The organism is Streptomyces sp. NPDC086777 (assembly GCF_040702065.1).
GTDB lineage: Bacteria > Actinomycetota > Actinomycetes > Streptomycetales > Streptomycetaceae > Streptomyces.
Map to the genome: position 1 here is coordinate 135413 of NZ_JBFBJI010000002.1, position 13093 is coordinate 148505.

The window sequence follows — 13093 nt, forward strand, 5'->3', positions numbered from 1 at the left end:
ACGGTGGCTGACTGCCGTTGCGGCGGGGAGAACGGTGGAGCCTCGGCCTGCGTGCGGCGTCAGCCTCCGGAATTCCTGGATCGGCGTGGACTTCTCGCGGAACTCGCGACTTCCGGCTCCCCTCGTCCCGCCGGGACGGTGGAGTCCGGCGGTGCGGCACCGGCCGCACCGTCGGACTCCACCCGCGCCTAGATCACCAAGGACAGCAGCAGCACCAGCCCGCCCGCGACCACCGAGATGATCGTCTCCATCACCGACCAGGTCTTGAGCGTCTGGCCGACGGACAGCCCGAAGTACTCCTTGACCAGCCAGAACCCGGCGTCGTTGACATGGCTGAAGAACAGCGAGCCGGCGCCGATGGCCAGGACCAGGAGGGCGGTGTGGGCGGTCGACATGTCGGCCGCCAGCGGGGCCACCAGGCCCGCCGCGGAGACCGTGGCGACCGTCGCGGAGCCGGTCGCGAGGCGGATCGCGACGGCGATCAGCCAGGCCAGCAGCAGGGCCGGGATCGACCAGTCCTTGGAGATCTCCAGGATCATCTGGCCGGCGCCGCAGTCGATCAGCGTCTGCTTGAAGCCGCCGCCCGCGCCGACGATGAGGAGGATGCCCGCGATGGGCATGAGCCCCTTCTCGACGGTCTGCGAGAGCCGGTCCCGGGAGAACCCGGCCGGCCTGCCCAGCGTGAACATGCCGACGAGGACGGCCGCGAGCAGCGCGATCAGCGGGGAGCCGGCGACGTCGAAGACGCGCTGGACGGTGTCCGCCGGGTCGTCCACGACGATGTCCACCAGCGCCTTGGACAGCATCAGGGCGACCGGCAGCAGGACGGTGGCGAGGGTGGCGCCGAAGCCGGGGCGGTTCTCCAGTTCCTCGGACGGGCGCTGCGGGAGCATCCGGTCGGGGGCCTGCACGTCCACCCAGCGGGCGGCGACCTTCGAGAACAGCGGGCCGGCGATGATCACGGTCGGGATCGCGACCAGGACGCCGAGGGCCAGGGTCACGCCCAGGTTCGCGTGGACCGCGTCGATCGCGACCAGCGGGCCGGGGTGCGGGGGCACCAGCCCGTGCATCACGGACAGACCGGCCAGGGCCGGGATGCCGATGCGCATCAGGGAGTAGTGGCCGCGCCTGGCGACCATCAGGACCACCGGGATCAGCAGGACGATGCCGACCTCGAAGAACAGCGGCAGCCCGACGACGGAGGCGATCAGCACCATCGCCCAGGGCATGGCCCGGCCGCCGGCCCTGGCGAGGATCGTGTCGACGATCTGGTCGGCGCCGCCGGAGTCGGCCAGCAGCTTGCCCAGGACCGCCCCGAGCGCGATCAGGACACCCACGCCGGCGACGGTGGCGCCGAGCCCGGTGGTGAAGCTGGTGATGACCTTGTCGAGCGGCGCCCCGGCGAACGCGCCGAGCGCGAGCGAGCCGATGGTCAGCGCCAGGAAGGCGTGCAGTTTGAACTTGGTGATGAGCAGGACGATGACGGCGAAGCCCAGCAGGACGGCGATGCCGAGCCGGGCGTGTCCGGCCGAGGTGATGGGCGCGACGGCGTCCGCTGCCAGCATCTCGACGCTGAGTCTGGTCACGGGGGTTCCTTGCAGTGACGGGGAGGGGAGGGGGGAACTACTGCGGGGTGAGGTCGGGCAGCGCTTCCAGCGCGCGCACGGCACGGGCCGTGATCTCCTCGGGGGTGCCCGAGACCTCCACGGCGACACCGGCCTCGTCCGGCTCCAGCGGCTGGAGCGTCGCGAACTGGGAGTCGAGCAGCGCCGTCGGCATGAAGTGGCCCTGCCGGTGCGACATCCGGTCCTCGATGAGCTGCCGGTCGCCGGACAGGTGCAGGAACACGATGCCGGGGGCCGCGGCCCGCAGCCGGTCGCGGTACGACCGCTTCAGCGCGGAGCAGCTGACCACCCCGCCGAGCCCCGCCCGGCCGTGCGCCCAGGCACCGATGGCGTCCAGCCACGGCCACCGGTCGGCGTCGTCGAGCGGGTGACCGGCCGACATCTTGGCGATGTTGGCCGGCGGGTGGAAGTCGTCGCCCTCGGCGTACGGGACGCCGAGCCGGGCGGCGAGCAGGGGACCGATCGTGGTCTTGCCCGTGCCGGCGACGCCCATCACCACGATGACGTGAGGGGTCCGCATCACTGCCTCGCTGTCCTTCCTCGACGAGCGCACCGGCGTACGACATCCGGTGTCGGCCTCACTGAAACCCATTACGTACGATGAATTCAAGAGTCTGTGACATATAAGTCTGACTTTTTGGCTCGGTGATCCGCTCGGTACGCTGAGTGCATGAGCACACCGGGCCGGGGCCTGCACGGCCGAGTACTGGACGCCCTGGGCCCCGCCATCACCGCGGGCGAGTACCCGCCGGGCAGTGTCCTGCGCACCGACGAACTGGCCCAGCACTTCGAGGTGTCACGCTCCGTGATGCGTGAGGCGGTCCGGGTCCTCGAATCCATGCACCTGGTCGAGTCCCGCCGCCGGGTGGGCGTGACCGTCCGCCCGAAGGCCGAGTGGAACGTCTACGACCCGCAGGTCATCCGCTGGCGCCTGGCCGGCGCCGACCGCCCGCACCAGCTGCGCTCGCTCACCGTGCTGCGCTCGGCGATCGAGCCGGTGGCGGCCGGGCTGGCGGCGCGGCACGCCACGGCCGAGCAGTGCGCCGAGCTCACCGAGTGCGCTCTCGGCATGGTGGCCAACTCGCGCGGCCACCGGCTGGCGGAGTACCTCTTCCACGACGTGGCCTTCCACCGGGTGATCCTGGCGGCGTCGGGCAACGAGATGTTCGCCCGGCTCGGCGACGTCGTCGCCGAGGTCCTCGCGGGCCGGACCGAGCACGAGGTCATGTTCGAGGACCCCGACCCGGCCGCCGTCACCCTCCACGTCCAGCTCGCGGAGGCGGTCCGCGAGGGCGACGCCCCCCGCGCCGAACAGCTGACCCGCGAGATCACCGCGGGCGCCCTCCACGAACTGGACATCCTGGCGCCGTAGCGCCACCGGCGGCCCTACTGCTCCGGGAACTCCCCGTCCAGATACACCCAGGCCCCCTCGACCCGCTCGAACCGGCTGCGCTCCAGCAGCGAGCCGTCGCGGAACGAGGCGCGGAAGGTCACCGTGCCGGTGGTGTGGAAGGCCGAGCCGTCGGTCGTCGCGAGGATCTCCAGACCCGTCCACCGCATCCCGGGGTCCAGGTCGAGCCGCGCCGGGCGGGTCCGGCGATGCCAGGTGCGCAGCAGGTACGGCTCGTCACGCCGGACGAAGGCGCTGTAGCGCGAGCGCATCAGCGCCTCGGCGGTGGGCGCCGCCGCACCGCGGTGGAACCGCCCGCAGCAGTTCTCGTACGTCTCCGGCAGACCGCACGGGCAGGCGGCGGCCGGCCGGCGCCGGGGTCGCTTCGGTGTCACGGGCCCGCCCCCCTACGCCGACTCGGCGTTGGTGGGCGGCTGCGCCGGGCGGGCCGGGAGGGCCAGGGTGGGGAGCGCGGGCAGCGCCGTGCGGTGCACCCACGCGTCGAGGAGGCCGTCCAGCGGCTCGTCCGCGAACCGGTTGACGTGGGCCGTGAACATCGCGGTCGTCACGGACCCGCCCCGGTGCAGCCCCGCCCACGCCCGCAGCATGTGGAAGAACCGCTCGTCGCCGAGCGCGCAGCGGACCGCGTGCACCGCGACCCCGCCGCGCTCGTAGAGCCGGTCGTCGAACATCGCTTTCTTGCCGGGGGCCGCGATCCGGATGTCCTGCGGCAGCCCGGAGAGCATCCGGTGTGCGACGGCCGCCAGTTGCTGCGCGCTGCGGCCGCCGGACCGCTCCGACCACAGCCACTCCGCGTACTTGGCGAGCCCCTCGTTCAGCCAGATGTGCCGCCAGTCGGCGATGGACACGCTGTTGCCGAACCACTGGTGGGCGAGCTCGTGCGCCACCAGGCGTTCCGAACCCCGGGACCCGTCCACGTGGTTGGCGCCGAACAGGGACAACCCCTGGGCCTCGACTGGGACGTCGAACTCCTCGTCGGCGACGACCACGGCGTACTCGTCGAAGGGGTAGGGCCCGAACAGCCGCTGGAACAGGTCCATCATGGCGGGCTGCCGGGCGAAGTCCCTGGAGAACTCCGGGAGCAGCTGCGCCGGTATGTGCCCGTGCATCGGGACCCCACCGAAGCCCGGGTCGCCGAGCAGCACCGTCTGGAACTTGCCGATCGCGAGGCTCACCAGGTAGCTCGACGTGGGCGCCGCCTGCTCGTACACCCAGGTCGTCGTCGACGCCTTCGTGGTGCGGGTCAGCAGCCGCCCGCCGGCCACCACCGAGTAGGCCGACGGGCAGGTGACCGAGAGCAGGTACGACGCCTTGTCGGCCGGCCGGTCGTTGCACGGGAACCAGGAGGGCGCGCCGACCGGCTGGCTGGCCACCAGCGCGCCGTCCGTCAGCTCCTCCCAGCCGATCCCGCCCCAGGGGCTGTTCACCGGCTTCGGGTTGCCGGACCAGTGGATCTCCACGGTGAAGGCGGCCCCGGCGCGCAGCGGCTTCGCGGGCTTGATCCGCAGCCGGCCGCCGCGGTGCGTCCAGTGCGGCTGACGGCCGTCCACCCGGATCCGGCCGATCTTGAAGTCGGCCAGGTTCAGCTGGAACTCGGGCAGCGCGGCACGGCCCGCGATCGCGTTGATCCGCGCCATGCCGGTCAGGCGGTTGGGTCCTGGCCGGTAGTCCAGCGTGAGCTCATAGCGATGCACCCGGTACCGGGAATCGCCGTTGTCCGGGAAGTACGGGTCCGGACCCGCTGACTGCTGCACTGCCACTTCCGCGTTCGCTCCCTGCGCTGTGCTCGAACCGTCCCTCGGTGCACCGATGCCCGCGGCCACCACCGGACGGCCCGCGCTCAGGGACGCCATGCCTCGATCGGGTTGCCGAGCCAGCGGGTGTCGTCGGGAACCGACTCCGCCGCCATGACGAGCGACGCGGGACCCAGGGTGGTGCGGGCCCCGATCGTGCTGCCGGGCAGCACGATCCCGCCAGGGCCCAGGGTGGCGCCCTCACGGAGAACCACAGTATCCGTCCGCAAGATCCGGTCGTGGAAGAGGTGAGTCTGCAGGACACAGCCGCGGTTCACGGTGACCGCATTCTCCAGTGTGACCAGATCCGTCTCCGGCAGCCAGTAGCTCTCCACCCAGACGCCCCTGCCGATGCGCGCGCCGAGGCCGCGCAGCCAGGCCGTCAGCACCGGAGTACCCGGCACCGAGCCGGCCAGCCACGGCACCGCCAGCACCTCGACGAACGTGTCCGCCAGCTCGTTGCGCCACACGAACGAGCTCCACAACGGGTACTCCCCGCTGCGGTGCCGCCCGACCAGCAGCCACTTGGCCAGCACCGAGACCAGGCCCGCGACCGCGCCGGCGCCGAGCAGCACCAGCCCCGAAAGGAGCGGCGCCCACGCCCCGAGCACGCACAGCGCGGCCACCGTCAGCCCGGCCAGCGCCACCGAGCACAGCACCGGCACGATCCGGCACGTCTCCACCAGCGCCCGCGCCCACAGCAGCCGGGCCGGCGGCTCGTACGTCCGGCTCTGGTCACCGTCGGCCGCACTGCGCGGCAGCTTCACCGGCGGCAGCCCGAGGTACGACGTGCCCTTCTTGGCCTTCTTCGGCGTCGCCGACAGCACGCCCACCAGACCGCCGTCCGGCACGCTGCGGCCCGGCGCGGTCATCCCGGAGTTCCCGAGGAACGCCCGCCGCCCGATCTCCGCGCGCCCGATCCGCACATACCCGCCACCGAGCTCGTACGGCGCGGTCAGCGTGTCGTCGGCCAGGAACGCGCCCTCGCCGACCGTCGTCAGGCTCGGCAGCGCGAGCACGGTCGACACCTCGGCCCCACGCCCGATCCGCATCCCGAGCAGCCGCAGCCACACCGGCGTGACCAGCCCCGCGTACAGCGGGAACAGCGTCTCGCGGGAGCGGTCCATCAGCTGCGACACCGTCCACGCCTGCCAGCCGGTCCGGCTGTGCGTCGGATAGGTGCCGGTGCGCAGCCCCAGACTCAGCAGCCGCACCGAGACCAGGATCAGCAGGGCGTACGCCAGCCCGAAGGCCAGGGTGGCCGGGACCAGCGCGACCGCCGCGCCCCGCAGGGCCTCGGCCAGGCCGTCGCCGGGCGCCACGAAACGCCCGGCGACCAGCAGCGCGGCCGCCCCGGACAGCACGGGGAGCGCGCTGAGCCCGAGCCCGGTCAGGCCGTACATCACCCGCCAGTGGGTGCCGCGCTGCGGCCGGTGCTTGGGCCAGTTCCGCTTGGCCTTGCCCAGCTTGACCGCCGGGGCGCCGGACCAGCGCTGGCCGGTCGGAATCTGCCCGGTGACCGCCGAGCCGGGGGCCACCTCGGCGCGCTTGCCGACGCGGGCGCCCGGGAAGAGCATGCTGCGCGTCCCCACGACCGCGTGGGCGCCGATCCGCACCTGGCCGATCACCAGCCGGTCGCCGTCCAGCCAGGAGCCGGACAGGTCCACCTCGGACTCCACGGCCGCGCCCCGCCCGACCCTGAGCAGGCCGGTGACCGGCGGCAGCGAGTGCAGGTCCACCTCGGGACCGATCTTGGCGCCGAGCGCCCGCGCGTACCGCTCCAGCCAGGACCCGGTCAGCGTGGTCGCCCCGGCGGACTCGGCCAGCCGCTCCGCCGCCCACAGCCGCAGGTGGACGGAGCCGCCGCGCGGATACGTGCCGGGCTTCACGCCCCGCAGCAGCAGCCGCGCGCCACCCGCCGCGATCGCGATCCGGCCGGGCGGTGTGAACAGCACCAGGGCTCCGAGCGCGACCAGCCACCAGGACGCGGTCGGCAGCCAGCCGTAGCCGCCCAGCACGTTGCCGAGCGCCGCGAGCACCACCGTCCAGCGCAGCCCGAGGAGGGTGAACAGGGGGAGCAGGAGCAGCAGCTGCACCAGCTGGGCGCGGCGCGGCACCGGCGCGACGGTGCGCTCGGTGCCGTCGTCGTGCACGGACTGCTCCAGCCGCCGGGCCAGCTTGCGCAGCACCGGCTGCTGGTAGATGTCGAGGACGGCCGCGCTCGGGTAGCGGGTGCGCAGCCGGGTGGTGAGCTGGGCGGCGGACAGACTGCCGCCGCCGATCGCGAAGAAGTCGTCGGCGGCGCTGGACACCGGGATGCCGAGGACCTCGGTCCACTGCTCGGCGAGCCACGCCTCGGTGCCGTACAGCTGCTCGGCCGGGCCGCCGGTCTCCAGGCCCTCCAGGGGCCAGGGCAGGGCGTTGCGGTCGACCTTGCCGGAGGTGCGGGTGGGCAGTTCGGCGACGGGCGCGAGGAGCGGCACCAGGGCCGCGGGCAGCTCGGTGCGCAGCTTCCCGACGGCCGCCGCGTGGTCCCAGCCGTCCTGGGTGACGACATAGCCGACCAGGAGCTGGTTGCCGCTGCGCGCGGTCCGCACGGCCGCCGCCGCGCCCGCGACGCCGGGGAGCGCCTGCAGGGCCGCGTCCACCTCGCCCAGCTCGATCCGGCGGCCGCCCAGCTTGATCTGCTCGTCGGCGCGCCCGAGGAAGACCAGCCCCTCGCGGTCGGCGCGCACCAGGTCACCGCTGCGGTACGCCCGCTCCCAGCCCAGCGACTCAAGGGGCGCGTACTTCTCCGCGTCCTTCTCGGCGTCCAGGTAGCGGGCGAGGCCGACCCCGCCGATCACCAGCTGGCCGCTCCCGCCCATGGCCACGGGCACGCCGGCGTCGTCCACGACGGCCAGCTCCCAGCCGTTCAGCGGCAGACCGATGCGGATCGGCTCCGCGCCGGTCATCAGGGCGGCGCAGGCGACGACGGTGGCCTCGGTGGGGCCGTAGGTGTTCCAGACCTCGCGGCCCTCGGTGACCAGGCGCTGGGCCAGTTCGGGCGGGCAGGCCTCGCCGCCGAAGATGAGGAGGCGGACGTCGTTGAGGGTCTCGGGCTCCCAGAGGGCGGCCAGGGTGGGCACGGTCGAGACGACGGTGATCTCCTGCTCGACCAGCCAGGGGCCGAGGTCGGCGCCGGAGCGGACCTGGGAGCGGGGCACGGGCACCAGGCAGGCGCCGTAGCGCCAGGCGAGCCACATCTCCTCGCAGGAGGCGTCGAAGGCGACCGAGAGGCCCGCCATCACCCGGTCGCCGGGCCCGATCGGCTCCTCGGTCAGGAACAGCGCGGCCTCGGCGTCCACGAAGGCCGCGGCGCTGCGGTGGGTGACGGCGACGCCCTTGGGTCTGCCGGTGGAACCGGAGGTGAAGATGATCCAGGCGTCGTGCCCGGCGCCGGGGCGGCCGGCGGGCCGCCCGGACTTGCGGCGGACGTCGATGCGCAGCCCCTCGCCGAGGACGGCCGCCACCTCCGCCTCCCCGAACACCAGTGCGGCCCGCTCGTCCGGGTCCTCGGCGTCCACGGGTACGTAGGCGGCACCGGCCGCGAGCACGCCGAGCACGGCGATGTAGAGGTCGTTGGTTCCGGAGGGGACCCGGACACCCACGCGGTCCCCCAGCCCGATCCCGGCCTCGGCGAGCCGCCGCCGCAGCCGCGCCACCTCCGTGGCGAGCGCGCGGTAGGTGAGCTGGGCGGTGCCGTCGTCCAGCGCGGGCTCGTCGGGGTGCGCCCGTACCGTTGCGTCGAACACGTCCACGAGCGTGCGCGGCGATGCCGCCGCCCCGGCCGAGAAACGTGCGGTGTCCCCGAACTCCTCGCGGATCTCTTCGTCGAGCAGGCCGAGAGCGCTGCTCTCGTCAGTCGCTGCCATCCGGTCCTCGCGTCTCGTTCCCGGAACCTCCGGGGTGCCGGCGGGCCCGCAGGTCTGCCTGGGGTTGTCCGGCTCCGGCTAGGTGACAAGCCGGAAATATTAGTACGACGCTAGGCTCCCGCTCCTGCCGCGGCCACCCGGAGGCGGCCGTTCGGAGCAGTCCCTTGAATCTTAAGCGACCGCTGACCAGCGATTTTCCGCGCCCGGCGAGAGATGGGCCACACAGCGTGAGGCAGGCCAACTCCATGTGTCCGGCGGCCCGTACGGCAACGGCCGGCCCCGCGGTGAAGAGGGGGGAGAGAGCACCGCGGAACCGGCCGTCGCCGTGGGGGGCGGAGAGGACGTCACAGGGCGCCGTACGTCACGCGGCGCTGACCTCCGCCCAGATGGACTTGCCCCAGGGCAGGTTGCCCACGCCCCAGCGGCCCGAGCAGAGCGCGTCGAGGATCAGCAGACCGCGCCCCCGGTCCCGTTCGACCGAGATGGCACGCAGCCGGGGATGGCGGCCCAGCGGGTCGTGCACCTCGACCCGGGTCCGGGAGCCGTCGCTGTCGATGACGAGACGGACCGGGTCGTCCGGGTCGGTCTCGTAGCGCAAGGAGTTGGTGACCAGCTCGCAGGTGACCAGGGCGACCGCGTCGATGTGGTCGCGGGAGGCGTCGGGGGTGTGGTGCGCGATGAAGTCGCTCACGAACAGCCGGGCGGCTTTGGCCGACTGAGGCTCGCTGGCCAGTAACAGGACCGGCGGCGGTGCGACTTGCAGGGGGCGGGGTTCGGTCGTGGTGCTCCGCTGGCGTTCGATCATGTGCATCCCCTCACGGGCATGTCCCAACGCAGGCACAGTGGTTCGCCATGCGAGTGCGGTCACTGTCGTATTTCCCGGATTCATGGTGCCTTCACGACACAGTCGATCGCAATACGTCCCACGAGATGTGAAATATTGCGCATCGCCTTGAGGGACTTGCGGCACAAGTCGTCAGTCGGTGGCGGGGGTCGGGGCGGCACGGGCAGACTGTCGGGCAGTTCATCGGAGAGAAGGGGGAATCCGTGAGCACGCCCACGGTGCGCCGGCGACGGCTCGGTGCGAAGTTGCGCGAACTGCGCGGCGAACTCACCCTCGACGAGGTCGCCGAGCACTCCGCGGGCGCCTTCGTCTCCTCCAAGCTGTCCCGGATGGAGACCGGCAAGACCGCCCCCAAGGCAGCGGACATCCAGGCGCTGCTCCACCTGTACGGCGAACTCGGCCGCGACGTCAGCGACGAACTGCGCGCGGCCCTGATCACGCTCACCAAGGAGGGCGGCCGGCGCGGCTGGTGGCACTCGTACCGGGGTGTCCTCACCCCGGTGTACGAGGACCTGATCAGCCTGGAGGCGGAGGCCGAGACGGTCTCCACCTGGCAGCTGGGCATGGTCCCCGGACTGCTCCAGACCGCCGAGTACGCCCGCGAGATCATCCGGGCGACCGCCATGTCCGAGGCGGTCGAGGCACGGGTCGACGCGCTCGTCGAGGTACGGCTGGCACGCCAGGCCGTCCTCACCCGCGACAGCGACCCGCTGGCGCTCTGGGCGATCATCTCCGAACAGGCCCTGCGCTCCACCACCGAGGATCCCGCCCTGATGTACGAGCAGTTGGGGCGCCTGCTTACGATGGGGCGACGCCCGAACATCAACATCCAGGTGTTGAGATCGGACGCTCCCCTGCACGCCGGGCTCACCGGCACCTTCAGCATCCTGGGCTTCGGTCCGCACACGGACCTGGACGTCGTCCACCAGGAAGGGCTGACCTCCGCCCTGTACATCGAGGAACGTGATCGGGTCTCCACGCACCGGGCCGCGTGGCAACGCCTCACGTCTGCCGCCGAGTCCGTCGAGGCGTCGGTGGAACTGATCACCCAGATAAGGAAGAACGAATAGCGAATGAAGCACGTTGACGACGCGTCGACTCTGCCGGTGACCTGGTGGAAGTCCTCGGCGTCCGCATCACAGTCCGACTGCGTGGAATGCGGGACCGTCGACGAGGCGACGATCGCCGTCCGCGACAGCAAGCGGCCCGACGGGCCCGCGCTTCTGCTGGACCGCGCCACGCTCCGCGCGTTCACCTCCGCCGTTGCCCTCCGTGACGGCCGAATAGGCGGCCTGGACGGCCTCGGCTGAGAGAGCGGCGTCCACCGACGAGGTGGCCGCCCGCACTCTGCCCCAATCGCTCCAAAACCAAGAAACCCCTGCTCAGCAGGGGTTTCTTGGTATTTTCCACATGGTGTCCGAGGGGGGACTTGAACCCCCACGCCCGATAAAGGGCACTAGCACCTCAAGCTAGCGCGTCTGCCATTCCGCCACCCGGACAAGGTGTCTGTCGTGCGAGGTGTTCCATGCGGGTTCTCCTCGCGGCGACGGGGGAAACACTACCAGGCTTTCGGGGGCGGTCGATCACACCCTGTTTCCGGGCGCGCGGGCGTGAACGGCGTGTGACGGGCCGGGACCGGCCTTGGGCTCCGGCGGGAAGGGAGAGAGGATGGCGGGGACCGGCCGGCAGTGACAGCGGAAGGAAGCAGCGTGAGCGAGACGGACACGGCCAGGGGCGTCACCGGCGAGGACGAGGTCGTGGACCTCTGCCGCGAGCTGATCCGGTTCGACACCAGCAACTACGGCGACCACTCCGGCCCCGGTGAACGCAAGGCCGCGGAGTGGGTCGCCGAGAAACTCGCCGAGGTCGGCCTGGAGCCGAAGATCTTCGAGTCCCACCCGGGCCGCGCCTCGACGGTGGCCCGCATCGAGGGCGCGGACCCGTCCAGGCCCGCTCTCCTCATCCACGGCCACCTCGACGTCGTACCCGCCAACGCCGACGACTGGACCCACCACCCCTTCTCCGGCGAGATCGCGGACGGGTGCGTGTGGGGCCGGGGCGCCGTCGACATGAAGGACATGGACGCGATGACCCTGGCGGTCGTACGGGACCGGCTGCGCAGCGGCCGCAAACCGCCCCGGGACATCGTGCTGGCCTTCCTCGCCGACGAGGAGGCCGGCGGCACCTGGGGCGCCCGGCACCTCGTCGACCACCACCCGGACCTCTTCGAGGGCGTCACCGAGGCGATCAGCGAGGTCGGCGGGTTCTCCTTCACGGTGAACGAGCAGCGCCGGCTCTACCTCATCCAGACGGCCGAGAAGGGCATGCACTGGATGAAGCTGAAGGTGGCCGGCACCGCCGGGCACGGCTCGATGATCCACCGCGACAACGCGATCACCGAGCTGTCCGAGGCCGTCGCCCGGCTCGGGCGGCACAGGTTCCCGGTGCGGGTCACCAAGACCACCCGGGCCTTCCTCGACGAGCTGGGCGACGCGCTCGGCACCGAGCTGGACCCGGAGGACATGGAGTCGACGCTGGCCCGGCTCGGCGGCATCGCCAAGCTGATCGGCGCGACCCTCAGCAACACCGCCAACCCGACCCAGCTGAACGCCGGCTACAAGGTCAACGTCATCCCCGGCGAGGCCACCGCCCACGTGGACGGCCGTTTCCTGCCCGGCCACGAGGAGGAGTTCCTCGCCGACCTCGACCGGATCCTCGGCCCGAACGTGGTCCGCTCGGACGTGCACTCCGACAAAGCCCTGGAGACCAGCTTCGACGGGGCCCTGGTGGAGGCCATGCAGTCCTCGCTGCTCGCCGAGGACCCGACCGCCAGGGCGATCCCGTACATGCTCTCCGGCGGCACCGACGCCAAGTCCTTCGACGACCTCGGCATCCGCGGCTTCGGCTTCGCGCCGCTCAAGCTGCCGCCGGAGCTGGACTTCGCGGGCATGTTCCACGGCGTGGACGAGCGGGTGCCGGTGGACGGACTGCAGTTCGGCGTCCGCGTCCTCGACCGCTTCATCGACGCGTCGTGAAGCAATGGCTCCAGGTAATCGGGCGGCTGTGCGAGCTCTACTGAGAAGAGTGAATGCGACGATAAGCTCGTAGCTCCATTACTCCCTCCTCGTTACATCTCATGCGATCCGCTACTTGGAATCGCATTGCCAACAAGGAGGAATAATGCTCAAGAAGGTCGTCGCTGCTGCGGCTGCCACTGGTGGTCTGGTTCTCGCGGGTGCGGGCCTGGCCGTCGCCGACTCGGGTGCCCAGGGTGCCGCCGTGGGTTCCCCGGGTGTCATCTCCGGCAACGTGATCCAGGTTCCCGTGCACGTCCCGGTGAACGTCTGCGGCAACACGATCTCCGTGATCGGGCTGCTGAACCCCGCCTTCGGCAACACCTGCATCAACAAGTGACGCCGACTCCCTGAGGGGCGTCTTTCCGCCGGCCCCGGAGCGCGCGCCACGCGCTCCGGGGCCGGGCGGGTTTGACCCGGGGTTTACCAGCG

At 71.9% G+C, this 13093-nt stretch carries 11 protein-coding genes and 1 tRNA gene; 5 read left to right on the forward strand and 7 right to left on the reverse strand.

What is annotated here, in order from left to right; genetic code table 11:
* Window positions 1-188: 188 nt before the first annotated feature.
* The gene (locus AB0472_RS03205; RefSeq protein WP_366352930.1) at window positions 189-1586 is read right to left on the reverse strand and encodes a gluconate:H+ symporter; all 1398 of its coding nucleotides are present in this window, start codon (window positions 1584-1586) and stop codon (window positions 189-191) included.
* Window positions 1587-1623: 37 nt separating this feature from the next.
* Window positions 1624-2145, reverse strand: a complete 522-nt coding sequence (locus AB0472_RS03210) for a gluconokinase (protein WP_366352931.1) — start codon at window positions 2143-2145, stop codon at window positions 1624-1626.
* A 150-nt stretch (window positions 2146-2295) separates the two neighbouring features.
* Between AB0472_RS03210 and AB0472_RS03215 the strand changes: the two genes are divergently transcribed.
* Window positions 2296-2997 carry a FadR/GntR family transcriptional regulator gene (locus tag AB0472_RS03215; protein ID WP_366352932.1) on the forward strand — a complete coding sequence of 234 codons (702 nt, stop codon included), beginning with the start codon at window positions 2296-2298 and terminating at the stop codon, window positions 2995-2997.
* Window positions 2998-3011: 14 nt separating this feature from the next.
* Here the strand turns inward: AB0472_RS03215 and AB0472_RS03220 are convergent, their stop codons facing one another.
* From AB0472_RS03220 to AB0472_RS03235, 4 genes are all read right to left on the reverse strand, one after another.
* Window positions 3012-3410 carry a YchJ family metal-binding protein gene (locus AB0472_RS03220; RefSeq protein WP_366352934.1) on the reverse strand — a complete coding sequence of 133 codons (399 nt, stop codon included), beginning with the start codon at window positions 3408-3410 and terminating at the stop codon, window positions 3012-3014.
* A 12-nt stretch (window positions 3411-3422) separates the two neighbouring features.
* Entirely contained in the window at window positions 3423-4796 is a 1374-nt protein-coding gene (locus AB0472_RS03225) for a M1 family metallopeptidase (protein ID WP_366352936.1), read from the reverse strand.
* A gap of 80 nt (window positions 4797-4876) precedes the next feature.
* Window positions 4877-8743 carry a Pls/PosA family non-ribosomal peptide synthetase gene (locus AB0472_RS03230; RefSeq protein WP_366352938.1) on the reverse strand — a complete coding sequence of 1289 codons (3867 nt, stop codon included), beginning with the start codon at window positions 8741-8743 and terminating at the stop codon, window positions 4877-4879.
* Window positions 8744-9104: 361 nt separating this feature from the next.
* Window positions 9105-9548 (reverse strand): ATP-binding protein, encoded by a 444-nt coding sequence (locus AB0472_RS03235; protein ID WP_366352940.1) that lies wholly within the window; start codon window positions 9546-9548, stop codon window positions 9105-9107.
* Between the two features lie 242 nt (window positions 9549-9790).
* Between AB0472_RS03235 and AB0472_RS03240 the strand changes: the two genes are divergently transcribed.
* Both AB0472_RS03240 and AB0472_RS03245 read left to right on the forward strand, forming a co-directional pair.
* Window positions 9791-10657 carry a helix-turn-helix transcriptional regulator gene (locus AB0472_RS03240; protein ID WP_366352941.1) on the forward strand — a complete coding sequence of 289 codons (867 nt, stop codon included), beginning with the start codon at window positions 9791-9793 and terminating at the stop codon, window positions 10655-10657.
* A 3-nt stretch (window positions 10658-10660) separates the two neighbouring features.
* Entirely contained in the window at window positions 10661-10897 is a 237-nt protein-coding gene (locus tag AB0472_RS03245; RefSeq protein WP_366352943.1) for a DUF397 domain-containing protein, read from the forward strand.
* 101 nt (window positions 10898-10998) lie between these two features.
* Here AB0472_RS03245 and AB0472_RS03250 read toward each other — a convergent pair.
* Window positions 10999-11086: transfer RNA gene (locus AB0472_RS03250), tRNA-Leu, on the reverse strand.
* 210 nt (window positions 11087-11296) lie between these two features.
* Between AB0472_RS03250 and AB0472_RS03255 the strand changes: the two genes are divergently transcribed.
* Together AB0472_RS03255 and chpH are read left to right on the forward strand one after the other, a co-directional pair.
* Window positions 11297-12622 (forward strand): M20/M25/M40 family metallo-hydrolase, encoded by a 1326-nt coding sequence (locus AB0472_RS03255; protein ID WP_366352944.1) that lies wholly within the window; start codon window positions 11297-11299, stop codon window positions 12620-12622.
* Window positions 12623-12767: 145 nt separating this feature from the next.
* On the forward strand, window positions 12768-13001 hold the full coding sequence (chpH, locus tag AB0472_RS03260) for a chaplin ChpH (RefSeq protein ID WP_046732802.1): 234 nt from the start codon (window positions 12768-12770) through the stop codon (window positions 12999-13001).
* Window positions 13002-13093: the final 92 nt, after the last annotated feature.

Bases quoted from the DNA above. Each gene is read 5' to 3' on its own strand.
- AB0472_RS03210 (WP_366352931.1), bottom strand. From the start codon at position 2,145: ATGCGGACCCCTCACGTCATCGTGGTGATGGGCGTCGCCGGCACGGGC.
- AB0472_RS03215 (WP_366352932.1), top strand. From the start codon at position 2,296: ATGAGCACACCGGGCCGGGGCCTGCACGGCCGAGTACTGGACGCCCTG.
- AB0472_RS03230 (WP_366352938.1), bottom strand. From the start codon at position 8,743: ATGGCAGCGACTGACGAGAGCAGCGCTCTCGGCCTGCTCGACGAAGAG.
- AB0472_RS03235 (WP_366352940.1), bottom strand. From the start codon at position 9,548: ATGATCGAACGCCAGCGGAGCACCACGACCGAACCCCGCCCCCTGCAA.
- AB0472_RS03245 (WP_366352943.1), top strand. From the start codon at position 10,661: ATGAAGCACGTTGACGACGCGTCGACTCTGCCGGTGACCTGGTGGAAG.
- chpH (WP_046732802.1), top strand. From the start codon at position 12,768: ATGCTCAAGAAGGTCGTCGCTGCTGCGGCTGCCACTGGTGGTCTGGTT.